At 62.1% G+C, this 22,288-nt stretch carries 18 protein-coding genes and 1 pseudogene; 8 read left to right on the forward strand and 11 right to left on the reverse strand.

Features of this window, described 5'->3' with window-relative positions:
- Nucleotide 1: 1 nt before the first annotated feature.
- Genes SJY18_RS10275 through SJY18_RS10290 form a run of 4 tightly spaced genes read right to left on the reverse strand, consistent with a single transcriptional unit; the run spans nucleotide 2 to nucleotide 3,670 of the window.
- Nucleotides 2-331, reverse strand: coding sequence for an STAS domain-containing protein (locus SJY18_RS10275; RefSeq protein WP_396667483.1), 330 nt, complete (start codon nucleotides 329-331; stop codon nucleotides 2-4).
- The gene (locus tag SJY18_RS10280; protein ID WP_396667484.1) at nucleotides 328-1,152 is read right to left on the reverse strand and encodes a dolichyl-phosphate beta-glucosyltransferase; all 825 of its coding nucleotides are present in this window, start codon (nucleotides 1,150-1,152) and stop codon (nucleotides 328-330) included. The genes SJY18_RS10275 and SJY18_RS10280 overlap by 4 nt, the downstream gene beginning before the upstream one ends.
- Nucleotides 1,149-2,426, reverse strand: coding sequence for an oligosaccharide flippase family protein (locus SJY18_RS10285; RefSeq protein ID WP_396667485.1), 1,278 nt, complete (start codon nucleotides 2,424-2,426; stop codon nucleotides 1,149-1,151). Before SJY18_RS10285 ends, SJY18_RS10280 begins: the two co-directional genes overlap by 4 nt.
- Nucleotides 2,423-3,670, reverse strand: a complete 1,248-nt coding sequence (locus SJY18_RS10290; RefSeq protein WP_337336936.1) for a glycosyltransferase — start codon at nucleotides 3,668-3,670, stop codon at nucleotides 2,423-2,425. The genes SJY18_RS10285 and SJY18_RS10290 overlap by 4 nt, the downstream gene beginning before the upstream one ends.
- A 136-nt stretch (nucleotides 3,671-3,806) precedes the next feature.
- Between SJY18_RS10290 and SJY18_RS10295 the strand changes: the two genes are divergently transcribed.
- Nucleotides 3,807-6,659 carry a response regulator gene (locus SJY18_RS10295; protein WP_396667486.1) on the forward strand — a complete coding sequence of 951 codons (2,853 nt, stop codon included), beginning with the start codon at nucleotides 3,807-3,809 and terminating at the stop codon, nucleotides 6,657-6,659.
- A gap of 19 nt (nucleotides 6,660-6,678) precedes the next feature.
- On the opposite strand, the gene SJY18_RS10300 is transcribed toward SJY18_RS10295, so the two are convergent.
- Nucleotides 6,679-7,170, reverse strand: coding sequence for a nucleoside deaminase (locus SJY18_RS10300; protein ID WP_396667487.1), 492 nt, complete (start codon nucleotides 7,168-7,170; stop codon nucleotides 6,679-6,681).
- Nucleotides 7,171-7,227: 57 nt separating this feature from the next.
- Nucleotides 7,228-7,365 (reverse strand): annotated as a pseudogene (locus SJY18_RS10305) (SDR family oxidoreductase); the annotation flags it as partial.
- A 151-nt stretch (nucleotides 7,366-7,516) separates the two neighbouring features.
- Between SJY18_RS10305 and SJY18_RS10310 the strand changes: the two are divergent.
- Complete coding sequence (locus tag SJY18_RS10310) at nucleotides 7,517-7,804, forward strand: hypothetical protein (RefSeq protein ID WP_396667488.1); 288 nt, start codon at nucleotides 7,517-7,519, stop codon at nucleotides 7,802-7,804.
- A 75-nt stretch (nucleotides 7,805-7,879) separates the two neighbouring features.
- Here SJY18_RS10310 and SJY18_RS10315 read toward each other — a convergent pair whose 3' ends face one another.
- On the reverse strand, nucleotides 7,880-8,827 hold the full coding sequence (locus tag SJY18_RS10315; RefSeq protein WP_396667489.1) for a hypothetical protein: 948 nt from the start codon (nucleotides 8,825-8,827) through the stop codon (nucleotides 7,880-7,882).
- Nucleotides 8,828-8,966: 139 nt separating this feature from the next.
- Between SJY18_RS10315 and SJY18_RS10320 the strand changes: the two genes are divergently transcribed.
- The 3 genes from SJY18_RS10320 to SJY18_RS10330 all read left to right on the forward strand — a co-directional run bounded on the left by SJY18_RS10320 (nucleotide 8,967) and on the right by SJY18_RS10330 (nucleotide 12,623).
- Nucleotides 8,967-10,949 carry an amidase gene (locus SJY18_RS10320; RefSeq protein WP_396667490.1) on the forward strand — a complete coding sequence of 661 codons (1,983 nt, stop codon included), beginning with the start codon at nucleotides 8,967-8,969 and terminating at the stop codon, nucleotides 10,947-10,949.
- A gap of 88 nt (nucleotides 10,950-11,037) precedes the next feature.
- The gene (locus tag SJY18_RS10325; RefSeq protein WP_337336943.1) at nucleotides 11,038-11,397 is read left to right on the forward strand and encodes a YciI family protein; all 360 of its coding nucleotides are present in this window, start codon (nucleotides 11,038-11,040) and stop codon (nucleotides 11,395-11,397) included.
- 5 nt (nucleotides 11,398-11,402) lie between these two features.
- On the forward strand, nucleotides 11,403-12,623 hold the full coding sequence (locus SJY18_RS10330) for an RNA polymerase sigma factor (protein WP_396667491.1): 1,221 nt from the start codon (nucleotides 11,403-11,405) through the stop codon (nucleotides 12,621-12,623).
- 9 nt (nucleotides 12,624-12,632) lie between these two features.
- Here SJY18_RS10330 and dacB read toward each other — a convergent pair whose 3' ends face one another.
- The 4 genes from dacB to SJY18_RS10350 form a co-directional block, all read right to left on the reverse strand.
- A complete protein-coding gene (gene dacB, locus SJY18_RS10335) occupies nucleotides 12,633-14,189 on the reverse strand; it encodes a D-alanyl-D-alanine carboxypeptidase/D-alanyl-D-alanine-endopeptidase (RefSeq protein WP_396667492.1) in 1,557 nt (518 codons plus the stop codon).
- Between the two features lie 43 nt (nucleotides 14,190-14,232).
- Nucleotides 14,233-15,939, reverse strand: coding sequence for a DUF389 domain-containing protein (locus SJY18_RS10340; protein ID WP_396667493.1), 1,707 nt, complete (start codon nucleotides 15,937-15,939; stop codon nucleotides 14,233-14,235).
- Nucleotides 15,940-16,029: 90 nt separating this feature from the next.
- Nucleotides 16,030-16,953: an aldose 1-epimerase family protein gene (locus SJY18_RS10345; RefSeq protein WP_396667494.1), complete on the reverse strand. Its 924-nt coding sequence runs from the start codon at nucleotides 16,951-16,953 to the stop codon at nucleotides 16,030-16,032.
- Between the two features lie 42 nt (nucleotides 16,954-16,995).
- On the reverse strand, nucleotides 16,996-18,723 hold the full coding sequence (locus SJY18_RS10350) for an acyl-CoA dehydrogenase (RefSeq protein ID WP_337336948.1): 1,728 nt from the start codon (nucleotides 18,721-18,723) through the stop codon (nucleotides 16,996-16,998).
- Between the two features lie 197 nt (nucleotides 18,724-18,920).
- Between SJY18_RS10350 and SJY18_RS10355 the strand changes: the two genes are divergently transcribed.
- The 3 genes from SJY18_RS10355 to SJY18_RS10365 all read left to right on the forward strand — a co-directional run bounded on the left by SJY18_RS10355 (nucleotide 18,921) and on the right by SJY18_RS10365 (nucleotide 22,197).
- Nucleotides 18,921-20,288, forward strand: a complete 1,368-nt coding sequence (locus tag SJY18_RS10355) for a carbohydrate ABC transporter substrate-binding protein (protein ID WP_337336949.1) — start codon at nucleotides 18,921-18,923, stop codon at nucleotides 20,286-20,288.
- 192 nt (nucleotides 20,289-20,480) lie between these two features.
- Nucleotides 20,481-21,260 (forward strand): sugar ABC transporter permease, encoded by a 780-nt coding sequence (locus tag SJY18_RS10360; RefSeq protein ID WP_337336950.1) that lies wholly within the window; start codon nucleotides 20,481-20,483, stop codon nucleotides 21,258-21,260.
- Nucleotides 21,247-22,197, forward strand: coding sequence for a carbohydrate ABC transporter permease (locus SJY18_RS10365; RefSeq protein WP_337336951.1), 951 nt, complete (start codon nucleotides 21,247-21,249; stop codon nucleotides 22,195-22,197). Before SJY18_RS10360 ends, SJY18_RS10365 begins: the two co-directional genes overlap by 14 nt.
- Nucleotides 22,198-22,288: the final 91 nt, after the last annotated feature.

A 22,288-nucleotide genomic window follows, 5' to 3' on the forward strand; every position in this document is an offset into this window, starting at 1 on the left:
GTCAGTCCGCGTTCCCCGCAGCGGGGGTGACCGAGATGTTGAACACTTTGTCGAGATCGGTGATCTCGAGAATCACCCGTACGGCTGTCGACGGGGTGCCCAGCGTCAGCGTCGCCCCCGACTGAGCTGCTGCCTTGTGCACTCGCACGAGTTCAGCCAGAGCGCTCGAGTCGATGAATACGACCTGCGACAGGTCGATCACGACGCTTGTCGTTGCGCTGCCGAGCACAGCGTCGATGGCTCGTCGAAACTCGTCCACTTCGTTGGCATCGAAGCGACCAGCGAGTTCGACCGTTGCGGAACCTCCCGCTTGTTCGGTTTTCACCCTCATGATGTGTGCGCCTTTCTGCTCTCGGAGCTGTCTCCGCTGCGGGACTGCGGGTAGTCTCCGCAAAGGTCTCGCACCTTGATCTTCACCAAATCGCCCAAGAAGGCGAGACTAACCCTGATCGCGCTCACCGTGGAACCTGGGGCATCGATCCACTCGACAGGCACTTCAGCAACACGCATGTCGAACTTTGCCGCCAAGTAGAGCACTTCAAGGTCGAATGAGAAGCCGTCAATCTTCTGTTGCGAGAACAGCTCGGCTGCGGCAGCGCCAGTGAAGAGCTTGAACCCACACTGTGTGTCGAGCACTTTGATCCCGAAGAGCAGACTGACTAGCGAGTGAAGCCCCCAGCTGAGCACTCGGCGGAGCACGCTCTTGTGGCGAACGGTGGCGCCCGCTGCTTTTCGTGATCCGACCGCGACGTCGTACCCTTCGGCGATCTTCGCTTCAAGCGCTTCGAATTGCTCGATGGGCGTTGATTGGTCGGCATCTGCAAACAACACCAGCTTGCCTTTTGCGGCGAGCATGCCACGTCGCACAGCATCGCCTTTGCCCGCGTTCGCTGGCGCGCGGAGGAGCACCAGATTTGCGAATTGGAGATCTTCGACAAGGCGTACTGTCGTGTCTGTCGACCCATCGTCGGCAACGATCAGCTCCCACGGTCGCCCTCGGGCGCTCATGTGCGTCGCGATCGCACCGATCGTCGGCAAGATTCGGATCTCTTCGTTGTACGCGGGAATGACGATAGAAACTTCGGGCGGTTCGGCGTTTGGCGTGTTGACCCACGTTTTGTAGGCCTGGTATCGGTCGATGGCCTCCGTCATGCGATCCTCTCTTCAACGATGCTCGTGCGGCGGCTTCGCGCTATCGCATCTATGGCGAGAACGAGGAGCAGAACCGACATCGCAATGATCTGCACCACGATGAGCTGCGCTATGTCGGCGTGCCAAATGAGCAAGAGGATGAGCTGGAGTATTGCTCCGCCGAGAAGAATGGCCGACTGGCGTAGTTGTCCCTGCGAGAGGAACACGCTCGCGACAAGGTTGGCGACGGCGAACATGGTCGTCGCGATTGCATACGCCGCGAGAGGAACCGACAGGTCGCCATAAGTTGGCCCCAGCACCACACCCAACACTGGACCGCCGATCCAGAGCGCTCCTGCCGCGCATGTCAGTCCGATTGCGGCGATAACCACGATGCTGCCGCCCAGCAGGCGGCGTGAGTCGCTACCTCCGGCATGCCTTCTTGCCACAATCGGAAAGACGACGGTCGCGATCGACCACGACAGATAGAACACCGCCCGCCCTACCAGGGCGACCGCTGAATAGATTCCCGCATCGGTCGGAGTCAGCGCTACTTTTGCGATGAGGACATCGCTGTTGTTCGCGATCATCTGTGCCAAGAGCAAGACCGATACGAATCCTGCGTAGCCCGAGACCTCGCGCATCGGTATCGCTGGCGCGGGTTCACGATGGCTTGAGCGGGCCAGAATGGTCACCGACAACCACGTGACCACGAACGACGCTGAGAGCCCGATCGTTGCGCCGGTTACTCCCCACCCGAGAGCGACTAGGGCTATGGCGACGCCGAGCCGAGTCAGCATCTCGATGACGAACGTGCTTGCCAACAGTCCGAATCGGAGCCGTCCCTGCATGACTCCGCGGCCAACGGATTGTTGAAGATAGAACGGGATTCCGAGTCCCAGAATGATGAATGGCAACGCCGACTCGGTCTGGAACAACTCAGACCATGCTTGCGCTGGCGCGATCAGGATCACGGCCACCAGGATGCCTCCCGCGGTGGCCCAGATGCGCAACGACCTGGCAACGCGATCCGCCGCCCCAGGATTCTTCGTCGCTTCCGCAACACTTGTATAGCGCGCCGTCACCATCTCCAGACCCAAAGCGACCGCGGTCGCGGTCAGCATGAGCGTGACCATCAGGTTTGCGTCGGAGAACTCAGCGGGCGTCAGTACACGTCCAAGAAAGATGTTGAGCGCATAGTTGCCGATGTTGGCCAGCAACATGGCGATCGACAGGACCGTAGCCCCAGAAACGATGGCCCTGGTGCCTTCCCTGCGCGCAGCTGGTTCAGTCATCGGCGCTTCCGCACCAGCAGCCGCTGCAAGTGGATCATGTGCCAGTGGACGACTTCTGACATCGGGATACCCGTGGCCGCAGCATAGTTCTGTCTGCCCAGCTGTTCCCGGCGCTCTGGCGAGTCCAGCACCGTTGCGAGCGCGTTAACGAGGCTCTGTGTGTCTCCGGGCTCGAAGTACTCCCCGGCGAACCCTTCTTCTTCGATGATGTCAACCAGATCGCCGATCCGAGGCAAAACGGCTGCCCGACCGTATTCGCCGGCCTGGTGCAGCACACCTGAACTTCCTGTGGTCGACGTGTACGGAAACGCGACAACTTCTGCGTTCCCGAAGAGTCCCGCGACATCGGACTCGGCAACGTAGCCGGTGAACTCCAAACCCTCGAGATCGCTGTTCTCTTCGGCGATCGACGCGAGATATCCCGGTGCGTTGGGGCTATCAGTCCCCGCGATGACCAGTCGTAGATCGCGGTAGCCGCGGTCACGCAGTTGGCGATACGCCTCGATCAGCACATCCACGGTCTTATAAGTTCCCCACTTGCCGAAGGCAAGAATCGTGCGGTCCCCATCGGGAACACTGAACGACGGCACGGCGATCTCTTCAAAACTTCCGTGAGGTGAGAGCAGCACATTTCGTGCGCCGTAGGACTCACGCACAAACTCCACGTATCGCGGGATGGTGAGCGCTACATAGTCGGCTTTCAGCAGCGCACGCGTGAGCACCCGCCCGGCGAGCTTCATCACTTTTGCAGCAAGTGCGGAGCCTGCGAATCCGGCATCTTGCATATCGACGTTGTCAGCGAGATTGTGCAAGATCACGCCCACAGGGATGCGGGTGAGTCTCGCCAGCGCAGGAACCAGGAGCCCGAGGGCGCCGGCCACGCGAGTATCGCCGAACGTCGCGAACTGAAGATTGAACAGCAACGCGTCTGGACGCGCCTTGCGGATCGCACGTAGAAGCCGCACCGGGTTGCCGAGCGCATTGAATCGCCACGCGACAATCTCGTCCACGCCCCGCATCGGCGTCGGTGGACCATCTACGGTCTCGTCGGCGAACAGCGTCACTGTTTTCACGCGCTCGTGGCGTGAGAGGTGCGAGACGAAGTGGTAGCCGTACTCATTGAGACTGTTCTGCCCGGGAGGAAAAGCCGAGACGAAGCCAATATTCAACACTCGACCGCCATTCTGGCTGGACGGTGTTGGCGCGCCTGCGCTCGGCGTGGAGCTGTCGTTGAACCCTGACACTTGGCCTCCGCCTCGCTGTGTTCTGCCGATACTATTCGACATACGTAATCCGGCAAGAAACTTTTGCGGAGCAACTCCGCGGCCGAAAAGAGATAGAGGGGCGGGGTGGCGCATGTCTCTGGAAATCTCCGGTGGGATGCCGCGACCAATTGTTGCCGTGTTCGCGGTGGCCATAGCAGTCTTCTTGGCGCTTGTCGGATGGATCTTCGTGCCAGGAGCCGCTCCGGTGGGAGCGTTTGGCGCGGTTGCCTACCTGCTAGTGGAGTCTGCAGCGGTGTTGCTCATTGCGTGCCGAGCGCTGCTCGTCCGACGCGAGCGGGCGACGTGGGCGACACTGGCGGCGGGTGCCGGATTGTTTGTACTGGGAGACGCGCTGGTCTGGCTGTTAGCGCAGCAGTCGCCCAATCCCAACAGTGCGTGGCTGAGCGTGATCCTCGACAGCGCTTTTGCAGTGTTGTTCGTCGCGGCGATCGGTCTGCTCGTCTGGCAGCGCCTTAGCGCAGCTTCGCTCGCGGTGACGCTCGATTCACTGATCGCGGCGACAGGGCTGATCGCGGTGAGTGGCGCGCTCGTTCTCAGGCCCTTTCCTGAAATTCGAGTAGGCGACTTGATGGTCGTGTTTACTGTCGCCTGGCCCCTGATGATCTTGGGCGCGCTTGTCGGTGCGCTAACGTCACTACGCAGGCGGCCAACGCCAGCATTCTGGCTGATGCTTGTCGGGCTCTTGATCGGTGCGGTTGCCAACGCGCTCATTGCAGCTGAGATGCTGCCCGGTGGGCTGAGGGTGCCGGTGCGAGCAGACCTGCTGTGGCCTGTGGCGCTCATACTGTTTGCTCTGGGCGCCTGGACCTCGAAACCCGCTCCGGGGCCAGGCAGCGGGCGCTCTGCGGTAGTTGCAGCCCTACCTTACGTTTTTCTCGCGATGTCGCTGGTTGTCTTGCTTGTCGGAGTTTTTGTGCCGTTGTCATCGCTCGCCTTGCTCTCGGCGATCGTTGCGCTCGCGCTCGGGGCAGTCCGCTTCTTTCTTACACTCGGCCTCCTGAACCGGCTGCGCCGTGATGCCTTGAGTCTCAACGCGGAACTCGAGCGAGCACACCAGCAAGCCCTCGCGGCGACCGAGGCAAAGTCAGCTTTTCTCGCCACCATGAGCCATGAGATACGAACGCCGATGAACGCTGTTATCGGAATGACCGGTCTCTTGCTCGATACCAAGCTTGACCGCACCCAACGTGACTACGTCGAAACGGTGCGCCGCAGTGGCGACCTGCTTCTCGACCTCATTAACAACATCTTGGACTTCTCGAAGATCGAGTCCGATGCGCTTGTGCTGGAGCGCCGGCCGTTTAGCTTGCACTCGACGGTGGAGCATGCGATCGAGATCCTCGCCTATGCGGCTGATTCGAAAGGCATCGAGCTGGTATGTGATATCCGCGAGAGCTTTCCGGATTGGGTGCAGGGCGACCAGACTCGCACCAGCCAGATCCTTGTGAACTTGGTCGCGAACGCGATCAAATTCACTGAAAAGGGTGCCGTCACGGTGCGCGCCTCAGCGACCCCGTTGGCCGATGGTGGCCACGAGGCCTGCATCCGCGTCATAGACACAGGCATCGGAATTCCCGAAGACCGCCTGGATCGACTGTTTCAGTCGTTCTCGCAGGTCGATTCATCGACAACTCGCATGTATGGGGGCACTGGGCTCGGTCTTGCTATCAGCAAAGCGCTGGCTGAACGCATGGGGGGCGATATCAGTGTGCGCAGCGAGGTCGCGCAAGGCTCCGAATTCAGAGTGACCATTCCGGTCAGCTCGGCCCCCGTGCCGCCGAAGGCTCTGAGCGCCGGCGACGCGGCGCTCTTGGGGCGAAGTGCCCTCGTGATCGACGACAACGACACGAACCTGCGCATCGCCACCGCACAGCTTGAGCGTGTCGGAATCACTAGCGAGACGGCTTCGAGTGCGGAGGATCTATGGCAGCGAATCGACGATATACGAGTGCCCGATGTCGTGATCCTAGACATGATCCTTCCTGGTACTGACGGCGTCGAGATTGCTCGTCGGATCCGCACCATCGCCGGCTGGGAGGCCGTGCCGCTCGTGTTGCTGTCGAGCGTCGGTGTTTCGCTTGATGACGGTGATCAAGCAATCTTCGCTGGGGTACTGAACAAGCCAGTCGTGCGCCCCGCGCTTCGCCGCGTGTTGAGAGAGGCGCTCGGCCAAAGCGTCCAAACCCCGATCGACACGCAGTCAGGCGCATTGTCGCTTCGAGTGCTGCTGGCTGAAGACAACGACATCAACCAGAAGACGGCGATGCTCGTCTTGAGCAAGCTCGGCCACGACGTTGTCGTGGTAGACAACGGGATGAGGGCTGTTGCCGCAGCGAGTGAGGGTTCGTGGGACGTCATTCTGATGGACATACATATGCCTCAGCTCGATGGGCTCGAAGCGACGCGCCGAATACGTGCGTTGGCCTCGCCGTCGTCACAGGTTCCGATCATCGCGCTTTCCGCGAGCGTGTCAGAAGACGTGCAGAGAGCGTCCGAGCAGGCGGGAATGAATGGATTCCTGAGCAAGCCGTTCAGGCAACACGACATTGTGTCGGCGCTCTCTGAAATTCGCCCAGGGCAGCGAGCCTTGGCCGAGGCTGGCACCGATACACACGCCGACGCCACGATCGTTGTCGACCCCGAGTCTCGTGCACTTCTGGGTGAGCTCGACTACCAGGTCTATCGTTCACTGGTGAAAGAGTTTGAGAAACAGTGCGCCGATATCGAAGCCGAACTCTTGCGCGACGGGCTCTCTGCGTCGTTCCCGCACCTGGTGCACAAGCTGAAGGGCAGCGCTGGTTCTCTCGGCCTTCGCGACCTCACTGCGTTGCTGGTGAGGATTGAGCAGACGGCATCGGCTGATGATGGCATTGGCGCCGAATTGAGGTCGCAATTCGGACTTGAAGTGGCGCGGGCCACCAACGCGCTCAACGAGCTGCGAAGCTAGTCCAACGCGAATTTGCGTGTCATCGCCAAAATGATTCGTGGGCGACTGCCGCTTCGTCTTCGAGAGCGGGCCCCACGACTTCGGTGCTGCGCTGACCTCCGCCGAACACCACGCGTGACGGCACCGCGAGCGTGGGGTTGTCGGGATTGATGCCGGTGAGTTCGTACAGCGTGGTCTCACCGAGTGCGAACACGACACGTCCGATCCCAGACCAATAGATCGCTCCGGCGCACATCGCGCACGGTTCGCAGCTGGTGTAAAGGGTGAAACTGCCCAGCTGATCGGGGTCGTACCTGCGCATCGCCAGGCGCACCAGATTCGTCTCGGCATGGCACGTGACGTCGCGTTCGGTGACTACTGAGTTCTGCGCACTGAGCACCACGGTGCCGTCGGGATCAGCGAGCACTGCCCCGAAGGGGTGGTTTCCAGCAGCGACAGACTCGTTCGCGATCTGGATAGCCGTGCGCAGGTGAGCGGTATCGATCGCTGATGGGGCGGTTGCGTTGCTCATAGTCGACGTTCCCTTCGCTGGGAAGTCAGCTTACCGAGCAGAATGAAGCGCCCTAAGTCAGCCCGCGCTGCGCCATTCGCCGCTCTCGATGTGCGAACCCGCCTGGGGGCCCATCTGCAGCATCCCCCCATCGACGACAAACGATGCACCCGTCACGTACGACGCCGCCGCAGACGCGAGGGCTTGACAAACAGACCGCTAGCCCCCTCGCGGAATGCGCACAAGCTCGAATCAGCGTCTCAGCGCCAGCGGCTGAGTCGCGTTCATAGCGCGTCTTCTCGATCGGATGCGGCCCAGTTTGTCAAGCCGGTCGGCGTGCGTGGTCGGCGCGAATAACCTCGGGCACATGGACCCAGATAAGAAGATGAATGTTGCCGCCGGTGAGACCGACGAGATGCCGCCGCCTCCTCGGCAGGGGCAGCCCGCCGAGAGCGCGTCCGTCACGAAGGACCGTGCCTACAGCCCTGCAAGCGAGGTCGAGACCGAACAAAAGCAGCGCGACCCGCTGCCTGAGACAACTGATTCAGACATCGATCCAGACGACGTACGAGCCGTCCCGGGCACGGGTGGCCCAGATGACACCGGCGACGTCGAGGTCGACCCTGACGATCTGAATATGCCCGGTCGAGGGTGAGGCGGCGACGCAAGTGGGATCACTGACCGCGTCAGCAGGTCGCTCCAGCTTCAATCCAGGGAGCCTCGAGCAACATCACGACGCTTTATCGGTGGCCGGCGATCCTGTTGCGGACGACCGACCATAGGCGAGGTGCGAGCGCACGGCTTCTTCCAACGTGTGCTGATCGTGAATCGGACTTGCCTGCGGGTAGCTCGTGGTGACGAAGTGCTGAGCAAACGGAAAACACGCCGCCTCGAACGGCTCGTTCGCCATGAAGTCGGCACCAAAGGTATTGAGCTCCACGCTCAACGCGTCGAATGGGATGCGAAGCGCCTTCTCCATCTCGCCGGGATCGAAGACCAGTCCGAACGCATCAGACCCTTCGTGCATCAGCCGTCCGCCGTAATCCACAGATAGGTTGCCATCGACCCATAGGCGCTGATCAAGTGGCTGCATGACGCCGGCAGGAACGGCCGCGGTGACAGCAAGGCTGTTTGATCGCTCTTTGCTTCGCACGTCGATGATGACATCGCCCCGGTGCGACGTGGTGATCACTGCTTGGCTGGTGGTGGCGGCAGAGAAGCCTTCACCGGGGTCGTAGTTGATGGTGTTGGATTCGTAATCGCAGATGACCCACGTCAGCATGCCGGTGGTGACGTTTTCGGCGATCACATAGAGCTCGACGCGAGCGCCGCCGAACACCGACGTGCGCACATTGAACGCTCCGACAATCGCGCAATGACGAGGGGTTTCGCCGGCAAACATCGCGGTCTGAACGAGGCGATAGCCCGAAGGCAGCAACCGGCTGGCAGCATCCGCGTCGGTGATCTCGTAGGCCAAAAAGAAGCAGTAGGGATCCACGATGAACCCCATGTATTCATCGCCTTTGGCGTGGGCCACGATCCACTGCTGCACGCGCATCGGCATCTTGGCGAGCATCTCAGCGCGACCATAGAGATTTGCTGCGGCCTTGGGCGACACCTTGTTCTCGGTGTACGCGATGAACTTTCGCAACTCAGATGGTTCTATGTGCGATCCCATATTCGGGAGCGTAGGCCCTTTGAAGTCACTTTTGGTTGCGGTGGAACGCTTCTTGGCTTCTTCCATAGAATGTTCACCGCATTCGAAGTGGCGAGCACCACGTCACGAACCAGCAACGACAACCTGGCAGACTGCGGTCATGAATGCTTTTGACGTTGTCGAGATGAGCATCGGCGAGATGCGGGAAGCGCTCGACGCGGGCGTGCTGACGAGCATCGATCTGGTTTGCGCATACGTGAATCGCATTGCGTATTACGACCGCACCGGTCTGTGTTTGCATGCGATCGCTGTGCTCAACCCCGACTGCCTGCGCGAAGCAGCCGAGTCGGATCGTCGTCGCCGCGAAGGCAATGGTGGCCCGCTCGAGGGAATTCCCTTCACCGTGAAAGACAGCTACAAGGTGAAGGGCATGACCGTGGCAGCGGGCAGTCCGGCGCTCGCCGACCTGGTCGCCACCGAAGATGCAGCGAGCGTAGCGTTGTTGCGCGCCGCTGGCGCGGTCCTACTGGGTAAGACGAACATGCCGCCGATGGCAGCTGGCGGCATACAGCCGGGCGTCTACGACTACGCGCGCAGCCCTTACAACCCCGACTACATCACGGCGGCGTACGGCTCTGGATCGTCAAACGGTTCCGGTACCGCAACGGCCGCCAGCATGTGCGCGTTCGGCATGGCCGAAGAAACCGTCTCGTCGGGGCGTGCGCCAGCCTCGAACAATGCACTGGTTGCCTACACGCCCTCGCGCGGAGTCATTTCAATTCGTGGAAACTGGCCGTTGCGGCCGACCTGCGATGTCGTCGTTCCCCATACCCGCACGATCGACGACCTTGTTGCGCTGCTCGAGGTGCTTGCCGTCGACGACGATGATCCCACCGGAGACTTCTGGCGGTTGCAGAACACGGTGGTGCTGCCGTCACCGGCCGAGGTGCTGCCGCGTCCGCTTGCGCGCCAACGGCCCGCGCGTTTGGATGGGCTGCGCATCGGGGTTCCGAAGCTGTTCATCGGAGAAGACCTCGAACCACTCGAGCCGCCCGCCATCAGAGACAGCGTGCGACTGCTCTGGCACCGCGCGGCCGCCGATCTGCGCGATCTCGGTGCCGAAGTGGTCGAGGTGGATTTTCCCGCCGTGTCGAACTACGAAGAGGATCGGCCAAGCGCTGATGGTCTGGTTGCTCGCGGGTTGGTGCCGCCTACGTGGCGAGCGATTGAGGGCGGCACGATCACCGCGATGGCCTTAGACGAGTTCTTGCGTGTCAACGACGACGCAGAGCTGAACACCTGGGCAGATGTCGACGGTGACACCGTCTTTCCTATCGATACCGCTCCGCTGCCGGTATGGATCACGCGTGCGCGCGGCGGCTTCGACTGGCAGCGGTTGGCAGAGCTCGTCAAACAGGGGCTTCCCCGCTCTTATGACGATGTGCCTGGGCTTGACCACTTGCTTCGAGGGCTCGAAAGAGCGCGAAAAGAAGATCTCGAAGAGTGGATGCTGACTCTCAACCTTGACGCGATCGTGTTCCCCGCCGCCGGTGACGTCGGCCGCGCGGACCTCTTTGCGCGCGCTGAGAGCATGGAAGCCGCCACGAGAAACGGTGTCGTCTACTCCAATGGCAACCGCGTGATTCGCCACTTGGGCATTCCCACTGTCACCGTGCCGATGGGCTGCATGGCAGACACGCAAATGCCCGTCGGGCTCACCTTCGCAGGCCCGGCCTACAGCGACGACCGATTGATCGATGTTGCGCGTGCGTATGAGCAGGCCAGCAAGCGCCGAGTGGCGGCGTTCCTGACTCCCAGTTTGCCGAGCAACCAGATCGTTCCAGCTCGTAACAGCACCGATGAACTCGAGGCGGTCAGCGTCGCGCACGAGGTTGAGATCACTGCCGCCGGGCGGGCGTGGCGCGTGGTCGTACGCGTATTGTCCGACACGGCCAACGTGCAGGTGTGGGCAGACGGCCACATCCTGCGCGCTGTGGAGAGCGAGCCGGGAGTGTATGCAGGCAACGTCTCGCGATCGCGTGAGCGCCTGTTCGATGAAGTGCTCGTGCTCGTCAAGGGTGCCCACACCGCCGCACAGTTCACCCTCGCCTCGCTGCCCGCACAACAGCCATCAAAAATTTGATGTGATCGAAGTGTCCATGTGGTCGACTGGTATTCGTCGCTTCAGTGAGGGGTCGCAATGAGCGGCCCCCAGATCGAGAGGACACCCCATGCAGTACATGCTTCTACTCACCAGCGCCCCCGAAGTTGGCCCGCAGCCCGGCACGCCCGAAGAGGCGGCCGAGATGGGCGAATGGTTCGCGTTCGACCAGATGGTCAAAGATGCAGGCGTCTTCGTCGCCGGTGAAGCTCTTCACCCGGTCGAGACCGCGACGACTATTCGCGTTCGTGACGGCAGAACAGTAGCCACCGACGGCCCGTTCGCTGAGACCAAAGAGTACCTCGGGGGCTTCTATGTGCTCGACGTCGCCGACGTCGACGCCGCCATCGCCTGGGCCGAGAAGATCCCCAACGTGGGCTATGGCTCCGTCGAGATCCGCCCGGTCTTCGACGTGTCGGCGATGCAGTAGCGCCGATGCCGCACGCCGAGATCGCCGAGGTCTTCGGCGCGCAGTGGCCGCGTCTTGTGGCGACCCTGCGAGCTGACCTCGGCGATCTCGACTTGGCAGAAGACGCCGCCCAACAGGCGTTTGAGCGAGCTTCTGAGCGATGGCAAGCCGACGGCGTTCCCGATGCTCCCGGGGCGTGGCTACTGACGGTCGCGCGGCGCTGGGCTATCGATCAGATCAGACGTGATGTGCGCTGGGCCGGGCGCGAAGACGATGTGCGCGCGATCATCTCGAGACCCCAACGCGATCGAGGCGCGATCGACGACGACCTGCTCGCGATGATCTTTGGATGCTGCCACCGCGCGCTCGATGAGTCAGCGCGCGTGGCCCTCACGTTGCGCTATGTGGTCGGGTTGCCCACAGCATCCATCGCCCGAGCCTTCTTGATTCCGGAGCCGACAATGGCGAAGCGCCTTGTGCGAGCGAAGAAGAAGATCGCGGCCACTCGAGTGCCGTTCGAGGTGCCCGATCGGGAGCGCTTGAGCGACTCGCTGCACGAGGTGCTGAAGGTCGTGTACGTGATCTTCTCTCAGGGGCATGCCGCGCCCGCCGAGCAGTTGATCCGCGGAGATCTCTGCGATGAGGCGCGCTGGCTCGCCTCTTGCATATGTGATCTGCTTCCTGATGAGCCAGAAACCTGGGGGCTTGCGGCGCTGCTCGCGTTCACTGATGCGCGTCGTCCGGCGCGCCTCGATGACGCAGGCGAGGTCGTGTTGCTCAGGGATCAAAATCGTGAGCTGTGGGATGGGAGCGCGATCGAGAACGGACGGCGGCTGCTTGGGCGCGCACTGCAGCAGCGCCGCGTGGGAACGTATCAACTGCAGGCGGCGATCGCGGCCGCGCATTCGACCGCGCCTACGTTCGGCGACACAGACTGGTCAACGATTCAGCGGTTGTATGCGGTGTTGGCCCGAGTGGAACCGTCACCGGTCGTCGAGCTGAACGGGGCGGTCGCAGCGTCTTTTGCTGACGGACCCCATGCGGGGCTGCAATTGCTTGAACCCATCGCCGATGACCTCGCGACGTACCACTACTTTCACCTCGCCCGTGCCGATATGCTCGCGAACGCAGGGCGCCTCGAAGAAGCACGCTCAGCCTTCGACCGCGCGCTCGACCTGTGCGACAGCGACGCCGAGCGGCGAGCGATCACACGTGTCGCTTCAGACGCTCTTGCGACCGCGCCCTGACCGGCTGAACTAGTACAGCTGGTAGAGCTGAGACGCAATCGCGCCGAGGTCATTGTTGGCTTGGAAGATTGCTGATATGTCATCGACGGGCACGTCGTTGACGAAGACGGCGAACGCAAGGTTTCGCCCGGCAGCGGTCTCGACGAAGCCCGCGAGCGCTTTCGTTTCCAAAACAAACGCGGAGCTTGTTCCCTCGGCCACCAGAGTGCCGGTCTTGGCGTGGGCCATGCCGATTGCGGGGTCGCCTTCGGGAAGAACAGTCGCCAGCGATCCATCGACGCCGAGAATAGGGGTCGAGTCGTAGAACGTCTGGAACGTGGAAGTCGTGGTCAGGTGCCGCAGATACGTCGTCATCGCGGCGGGGGTGATCCGGTTGCCTTCTAGCCCCTGGCCGTCGGTGATATCAACATCACCGGCGTCGACTCCGGCCGCTTCGAGCACCCCGAGTTCGATAGTCAAGCCCGCTTCGAGGGTGCGCTCGCCAGCATCCACTGCCAACAGCAGCGGTAGTTGGTTGGCGCCTAGGTTGTGGCTGACCTTGTTGATCAGCCGAGCGGTTTCAGAGAACGGCGGCGATGTGAACTCAGCGATGGGCGTCGCGGCGTCGAGCACGGCCGTCTCAGGCAGGGATGCTGCGCTCGCTGTGACGACGTCGGCAGCCACCTCTATTCCGGCGCGCTCCAGCGCTTCGATGAACAACGTTCGCGCCCAGATCGCGGGGTCTTCGACCTGGAATGTCTGCACCACCGGTTCGGCGCCCAGCGGCACGGAGCCGGTGGCAACGAGTGTTCCTTCGGGATCTTCCGTGATCGTGATGTCAATCCCGCTGTCGGCACTGCCGGTCGTCACCGTTGTTTCGACGTCGTACGCAGCGGTCTGCGGCAGCCACTCGAGCGTCGCGGCGTCTCCGACAGTGGGGGCGGGTGTGAGCACGAGATCGACGAGGTTGTCGTTGACGACGATCGGTGAGATGGGAACGTCATCGACGATGACTGGATCCCACAGTCGGTCATCAACCAGCACCTCGCCGTCAACACGATCGATTCCAGCCGCGGCCACCTGCTGCGCGAGTTCGTTCAGCCCCGCGAGCGGGTCTTGAGAGCTGAGAGTCGCAAGTCCAGGAAGGGCGTTGGCGTCGTAGTGATCGAATATCGGCACTTCGATTGTGCCGTCTGCCATCGTGCGTCCACCGAGGGTGAGATCACCCGAGCCACGCAGCACCAGGTCGCCGTGCAAGGTGCCTTCGGTAACCTCTCCGACTGCGACGACCGGGGTTGTGAAGGTGGCGTCGGCCCCAAGAACTTCCAGCGCTGCCGTGACAGAGAGAATCTTGGCCGTAGAGCCGGTGAGAAACTTCTCGTCAGGATTGAGCGTGAGCACGACATCGCCGGTCTCTACGTCAACGACCGACAAACCCCATACGCCCTCCTCATACACGGGCTGTTCCATGATGGAGAGAATCGAGTCTGGAAGATCGCTGCCTTGCGGCGTTTCGGCCGGGCTGGCCGCGCAGCCTGAAATCAAAAGGATTCCTGTCGCCGCAGCCACTCCAGCAGTTCGCTTCATGAGTCGAGCTTAGAAGACCCCACGTGTTGCTCTCTTCGCGCCCCTAGCTGTTTGGTGTGGGTGTGGGTGTGGGCGTGGGCGTCTGTGTGGGCGTCGGTGTCGGTGTCGGAATGACCGTGATCTCGACGGGAACGACAGTGAGTTCGAGCGTGATGGGGTCGACAAAGTCCTGCTGCATCGCGTCGTACAGATCGTTCGCCGACGGCGGGTCACCAGGGCCGGTAATCGTCACGTCAACGTCGTTGCCCGCGACGTCAACCGCGCTGATGACGAACTCTGTATCGTCGCCTAACCAATCCTCCACGGTGTTTTGGGCGTCACGTTCGCGGGTCTGGCTTTGCAATAGCCCCTCAGAGGTCAGCATGAGCGGCAGCAAGATGATTCCGGCGAGGGCGACGAATGGACCCATTGTCTTGATCAGCTGCCGCGGGCGATTGCGAAGGGCATAGGGTCGCGCGAAACCGGTGAGCACGAAAACGGTCGCTGCCGCGAGAACGATCGCGACGAAGTTGGTGAGGAACAGCAGCGTGGCGCCGCCGGCATCTTCGAAACGCGCGCCATAGAGGCAGACGCCTACAACGGCGAGCGGTGGCACGAGCGCGACGGCAATGGCGACACCTGCAATCCCGCTCGCGACGCGGGCATTCACTGTCGCAAAGGCCCCCGCTGCACCCGCCGCGAGGGCGATCAGCATATCGACGATGTTCGGAGACACTCGAGACACGATCTGCGAGTTCGTTGAATATGCGATCGCGACTGGCGCCCACGCAGCGAGACCATAGGCGAGAGCAATCGAAACCACAGCGCCCAGCACGACCAAGGCGGCAGACTCGAATGCTCTGCGTCCCCATCCGTTGACGAGAGCACCAGCGAGCCCCAGTATCGGGGTCATGAGCGGTGCGACCAGCATGGCTCCGATGATCACGGCTGTCGAGTCTGCGAGCACCGCGAAGGTCGCAATCGCGACTGAGAGCACCAGCATGATCCACCAGGTGCCCATTTTCGTCAGTCGCTGTGGCTGCTCAAGATAGAGCGTTCCCGCCTGCACAGCCCGCTCTTTGCGTCCGATGTCGGAGTTTTCGATCCAGTCCCACACTAATTCGGGGATCGATGCCGTCTCTGGGTCTAGCTTTGAGCTCCGCACGTTGTTGCGCAGGCTCCACGACACCAGGATCAGGCCGACGACAAGACTGGCCGTTGCCGCGGCAACAATGACGCTCGAAACCAGCGACGCGGGTACGAACGCGGCGAGCACGCCGAGGATGACCGCCAGTGACCCGCCCGCAGCAGGAGGCAGCGGATCTTTGGTGCGCCGATTGAGAAAAGCCGAGACTAGCGACATCACACCGCGGATGCCGACGTAGATGCCGGCAAGGCTGACCGCGAACGTCAGCGTGAGTTCTGTCGTTCCCGCATAGGCGAGAAACCCCAGAAGTGCGGCGATGATCGTCGCGGCGAGACCTCGCGGCACGGCAAGCCATCGGCTCAGCCGGCGCCCAAACCAGCGACGACCCGTCACCGCGTAGAACAGGTCTGTGATGCCGCTGAAAGCGAGAAATGCGATCAGGATGAACGTGACGAGCGCGGTGGTAACCGTTGGCAACAGCAATACGGCCGTGCCTGCGAGCAGTCCGGCGAGCCCGCGAAGGGCGACCGAGTTCGACATTGCGGCGACGAGCTTGCGCAGCTGCACTGTTATTCGTGGGTTTCTGCCCGCATTGGCTGAATTGATGTTGTCGTCGACGTCCACGCGGCGCTCACCTCATTCCAGCGCCCAGCATAGCCATCCTGCGCGGTCAGACATGCCGATCCCTGCTGCTCGGCGGGCTAACCTGTCGGCTCAGCGCTGCGGTCCGCGGTAGCGAGCGCCCCAGGACGATTCAAAGCTCTCGCCGGGTTCGAGCCAGTGCAGGTCGGTGCCGGAGTTCAGAGCGTCGGGCGGTGCAGTCATCGGCTCGAGCGCAATGGCTCGGTGTGGTCCCTCTTTTCCGGGAAAGTCATCGGGGGTGAACAGCTGCAGCCAGCCGAAGGCAGGGTCGGCCCACACCGACGTTGCCGATCCGTCGGCGGCTTCGATCCATGCCACTTCTTGGCGCTCTTCGCGGTTGTGCAGCTGGCCGAACCCCACGTTGAAGTCTGCGCCAGCGAGCGATCGCGGCGATCGCAGGTCGAATTCAGTGCCAGCAACGCTGTGCTCGGCGATCGGGTTCAAGCGGTCGTCAAGCTCCAGGCGCGTGTCACCGGCAATCCGAACTGTCAGTTCGTCGGTCGGATTCTCGCCGACGCGAAAATACGGATGCGCTCCCACAGCCCAGGGCGCGCTCGCCGCGCTGTGGTTAGTCGCACCGTGCGTCACCGAGATGCCATCGTTTTCGAGTGCATAGGTGACCCAGGTATCGAGCGTGAACGGCCAGCCATGCTGTGGGAACACAGTGGCAGCCAGGGTGAGCGAGCGGTCGTCACGCTCACGCACGCTGTAGGCGGTATTGCGGAGCAGGCCGTGTATCGCGCTGGCCCTCGAGGCGTCAGTGACGTCTAGCTGTTGAACGCTGCCGTTGAGCAGCCAACGAGCGTCTTTGACGCGGTTGGGCCAGGGCGCCAGCACGATGCCGCAACCGTGCGAAGGCAGGGTATGCGCGGGTACGGACTCGGTGATTCGCACACCACCGACCCGTACTTCTCGCAACACCGCAGCCAGCGCGCCGATCTCGACACGCACGTGGCCGTCGTCGAGCAGAAACTGTTCACCAGTGGGAGAGTTCACGCCCGTCAGCATAGAAGATCGGCGACGCCAGCGCCGATCTTCTCAGGCGATCTCGCCACCAGCCACGGTCTCGGCCAGCGCGTACACGCGCGGCAGGTGGTGCGAGCCATAGAAGTCGGCGGCGACCAATCGCGACGCATCTGAGGGCGACGGCGCCGCGCTCTCGAGCACGGCGGCGACGGCGAGACCATGCATCCATCCACCCGAAAGGGTGCCGAGAAGCATCAGGTATGGCACGCTGACGCCGTAGGCATCGCGGGGTGAATCGGCAAATCCCAAGAGATCGGCGGTCGCGCGACGTGATGCGGCCACGGCGCGGCTGAGCCGCTCGGCGGTGCGTGACGCAGTGGGATGATCCAGTGAACGCAGCTTGATGACCGTCTCATCAATGCTGTCGAATAGTTCACCGGCGGCAGCACCGTTGTCACGGATCAGCTTGCGCCCCACGAGATCGTTCGACTGGACGGCTGTCGTGCCCTCGTAGATCGTGGTGATGCGCACGTCGCGGTAGTACTGAGCAGCGCCGGTCTCTTCGATGAAGCCCATACCGCCGTACACCTGGACTGCTTCGCTGGTCACCTGCTGTGCATCCTCTGTCGTCCAGCCCTTGAGGATCGGAACGAAGAAGTCGCCGAGAGTGGATGCGGCGGGGTCAGATTCGCCGCGGTCAAGAAGATCGCCGACGTAGACGCCAAGCGCGCGCATTGCGAAGATCTTCGTTGACATCGACAGCAGCAGACGCCGCACGTCGGGATGCTCGGCGATCGGCGCGCCCGCGGGCCGATCGAGCGCGCGGCCTTGCAAACGCTCCGAGGCGTAGGTATTCGCTTGCTGGTACGCGCGATCCGCAATGCCGGTGGCCTGGAAGCCCATTCCTGCTCGCGCTGAGTTCATCATGACGAACATGCCCGCAAGCCCGCCGCCGACCTCGCCGACAAGGTAGCCCGTGGCGTCTTCGTACGAGAGCACGCAGGTGGGGCTGGCATGGATGCCGAGTTTGTGTTCGATGGCGACCGTCGTGATGGCGTTGCGATCTCCAAGGGACCCGTCGTCATTCACGAGGAACTTCGGGGCCACAAAGAGTGAGAGGCCTTTGGCGCCGTCGGGGGCACCCGGAGTGCGGGCGAGAACGAGGTGCACGATGTTGTCTGCGACGTCGTGGTCACCCCACGTGATGAAGATCTTCTGCCCTCGGATCGCCCAGCTGCCATCGTCCTTCGGCGTCGCAATCGAGCGAATGGCGCCGAGGTCAGTTCCCGCTTCAGGCTCCGTGAGATTCATCGTGCCGGTCCACTCACCCGATACCAGCTTGGTGAGGAAGGTCTCGCGGATCTCAGGGGAAGCGGCAGCATCCAGAGCATGAATCTGGCCTTGGGAGAGCAGCCAGCACAGCGCGAACGCAGCGTTCGAGGCGTTCCAGATCTCGCCCAGGCCCGCACGGACTGCGCCGGGCAATCCGTCTCCGCCCGCAGACTCTGGCGCCTCTGCGCTGACCCAACCTGCTTCGACGAACGCGCGGTAGGCCGCGGCGAAGCCCTCGGGCAGCGTCACCTGACCGTCTTCGAGACGTGCACCCGCGGTGTCGCCCAGTGTCTGAAGCGGAGCGATGACGGATGCGGCGAAGTCGCCCGCGCCAGCGATGATGTCGGTTGCGTCTTCGGCCGTCAACGCGCCGTCAGTGGCGCGTGCGACCAGATCGACTCCGAATGCGTCTGCAAATAAGAAGGAGTAGTCCTCGACCGGGGGCGTGTACGGTGATGCATCGGCCATGGGATCTCCTTTGGGGCTGGTACTGAGTTTTATTCTAGGCGAGACGCAGTTTCATGCCAAGGGCTCCACGGCCCACACTTTTGTCATCAAGCCGCTCGACTCATTGCTCATAGGTCACATGTATGATCTAATGAAACCTGTTGTCACCGAGTTCGGTGGCACGTCGTCAAGGAAGCCGACCAAGAAAGGCTCGCGCAATGGCTGCACAGCACCGCCGCCCGCTCACCCGAACTCTCACTACAGCCACCGCGTTGGTTGCCGTAGCCGCCCTCGCCGGCTGTTCCTCTTCCGGCGACGCTGGCGATTCGAGCGACGACTCGGAGTACGGATTCACCACGGCCGAACAGGTCGCCGACAGCACCATCACAGTATGGGTCGACGCGGCCCGCGAGCCGATCGCAAACGCATTCGTCGAGGCCAACCCCGACGTTCCGGTCAGCATTGAGACCTACGACGGCAATGCCGGTGGATCAGGGTCGTTCCAGACCAAGATCGCACTGTTCGACCAGTCTGGCGAGGGCTGGCCCGACGTCGTGTTCTCGTCGCAGACCAACGACGCATCGTGGGCTGCGAAAGAAACAAACGGCACTCAGGCGTTTGCCGCTCCCCTCAATAAGGGCTACATGAGCGACGACTTCTTGAGTGGTTTCACCGACGGCGCGCTCGACCCGATGACGGTCGATGGCACGGTCTACGGTCTGCGCAACGACCTGGCACCCGTCGTGCTCTGGTACAACGAGACACTGCTCGATGAGTTTGGCTACGACATTCCCGAAACGTGGGAGGACTACGAAGAACTCGGGGAGATGCTCGCGGCAGATCACCCCGGTTACATCCTCGGCTCGATCGGCGACTCGTTCGTCGGAACCTACGTCTACTACTGGGGAGCACAGGCTCCGATTTTCCAGCTCGACGGAGAGGAGTTCTCGTCAGACTTCGAAGACGAGCACTCAGTCGCGATGACTGACATGCTTGACCGCATGTCGGCCAATGGCACGCTGGTGCAGGACAGCATCTTCAGCTCGACATTCGTCGAGAACTACGCCGACAAGATCGTCGCGATCCCCGGCCCGGCATGGTACGCCGGCGCTATCTTTCAAAACCCCGACAACGTGAACGCACCCACCGGAACCATCGGTGCTGCTGACCCGCTGTACTGGGAGGGCGAAGACCAGGTGACCGGCAACGTCGGTGGCGGCGTCTGGTACGGGTCCAGCCACTCCGAGAACCTCGACGCTGTCGCGCAGTTCCTCGAGTTCGCAACCGCTTCTGACGAGGCTGTGACGCTCGCTTCGGGCCTGCCCGCATATGACTCGGCTGCATCATCGTGGCTCGACACGCAGGCTGAAAGCGGCTACTTCGTGGGCGACTTCAAGTCGGCCATGCAGACGGCGGCTTCGAGCGTATGGAGTGGCTGGGGCTTCCCGAGCTTCAGCGCCGAGACTGCGTACGCAGCCATTGTGGTTCCCGCGCTTGCCGAGGGTAAGACGATCGCAGAAATCGTCCCGGAGTGGCACCAGCAGATCCTCAACGAAGCCCAGGTCCAGGGCTACACCACCAAGTAGTTCACACCGATAGGTAACACCATCACTACTACCACGCAGGCAGCGGAACTTGCCGGCGGTCCTCTCGAACGAGAAGACCCCCGGCGGGTCAGCCGCCGTCGAAAAGCCCCTGACCGCAGTCAAGCCCGCATCGGATACGCCTTCTCTGGTGGCTACACGGCGCTGCTGCTTGCGTTCGGCATCGCACCGGCGGTGTACGCGGTATTCCTCGCGTTCACCAAGGGAGGCGCGTTTGTCGGATTCGACAACTTCGTCAAGGTCTTCGGCGACTACCGCTTTTGGCCTGCTGTGCAACACGTGGCACTGTTCGTCGTCGCGTGGTTGATCTCGCTGACAATCTTCGTCGTCCTGCTCGCACTGCTGGTACATGCGATCCGAGTGCGATGGACTTCATCGTCAGTCCGGTTCTTGTTCTACATCCCCGGAGCGCTTGCGGGTGCATCCAGCGTGATGCTCTGGCTGTTCCTACTCGACCCGAACGTCAGCCCGGTCGCTGGGCTGCTTCACCTTTTCGGGCTTGAGACGTTCGTGCAGACGGTTTCGCTCGACAACCTTCCCGTCATCTTCACCCTCATCGCCTTCTGGACTGGCGCCGGCGGCTGGATCATCATCATGTACGGCGCCCTCAACAACATCCCCGTTGAAGTGATGGAAGCTGCCCGAATCGATGGCGCCGGCCCGATCGGCACCGCCTGGTACATTCAGATTCCGCTGATGCGCAAGTGGATCTCATACATGGTCGTGATGTCGCTGGCAGCGGGAACGCAGCTTTTCGTCGAGCCACGTGTGCTGTCGCAGGCGTCCAAGGGCGTGGTGCCCCAGGACTACTCCCTGAACCAATTGGCATACCTCTTTGCCTTCCGCCAAAACGACTTCAACGGGTCAGCCGCGATCTCGCTCCTGTTGCTACTGGTCGCTGCAGGGCTCTCCGCCCTATTCGTCTTCCGAGGAGGACTCTTTGAGCGCGACTGAATTGATCACCCGGCCCAAGTCCGGAAAGTCGAAGCGCTACGGCGCACGCGACGTTGAGACCGAACGACCGAGTCCTGGCCGTTGGCTCGGAAGAGTGCTCGCGTGGAGCATCATCGGTGTCTTCTTGCTCTTCTTCGTCATCCCCATGGTGTGGCTGATGCTCGCCCCTACCAAGACGGCACGCGAGCTCTTACTGGACAACCCGTTCAGCTTCGGTGCCTTCGATACGCTGTTCAGCAACTGGGGCGAACTGATGGCGTTCCAAAACGGCATCGTGTGGGTGTGGCTTGGCAACGCCACGCTGTATTCCGGCGTCGCTCTCGTCATCACGCTTCTGGTGAGCATTCCGGCCGGGTATGCCCTCGCCATGGTTGAGTTCCGCGGACGCAAACTGCTTCTCATGACGACATTGATCGTGATGCTGATACCCAACACCGCACTGGTGCTTCCGATCTTCCTCGAGCTCAGCGCGGTGGGACTGGTCGGTACGGCATGGTCGGTAATCCTGCCGTTCTCGTTCTACCCGTTCGGTGTCTATCTGACGTACATCTATTTCTCTACGGCGGTCTCGCAAGACTTGCTCAATGCTGCACGCATCGATGGCGCGGGGGAGTTCCGCGTCTTCACGAAGATCGCGATGCCTCTGGCAACTCCCGTGATCGCCCTCGTGGGCTTCTTCAGCCTGGTGGCGAACTGGAACAACTACTTCCTGCCGTTCGTCATGGTGCCGGGACGAAAGTCGCCGATTCAGGTGGGCTTGGCGGAGTTGCTCTCGAACGTGCCGCTGTTCAACCCGACGACTTCGGGCTCGGTCACGATTTCGTTGCCGGTGCTTGCGCTGGCGACGATTCTCTCGGTGGCTCCGGTGCTCATCATCTTCTTGTTCTCGCAGCGGTTCCTGGTGAGTGGGCTCACGGCGGGCGGCACCAAAGAGTAGGTGTGCCCGCGTGGTGTGAAACGCCCCCGTGCATGCTTTGCACGGGGGCGTTCTGCGTCGAGGCGAGCGGGTAAACGAAGATGCCCCGATC

The sequence above is a fragment of the Microbacterium sp. R86528 genome (assembly GCF_044596335.1).
Classification (GTDB): domain Bacteria; phylum Actinomycetota; class Actinomycetes; order Actinomycetales; family Microbacteriaceae; genus Microbacterium; species Microbacterium marmarense.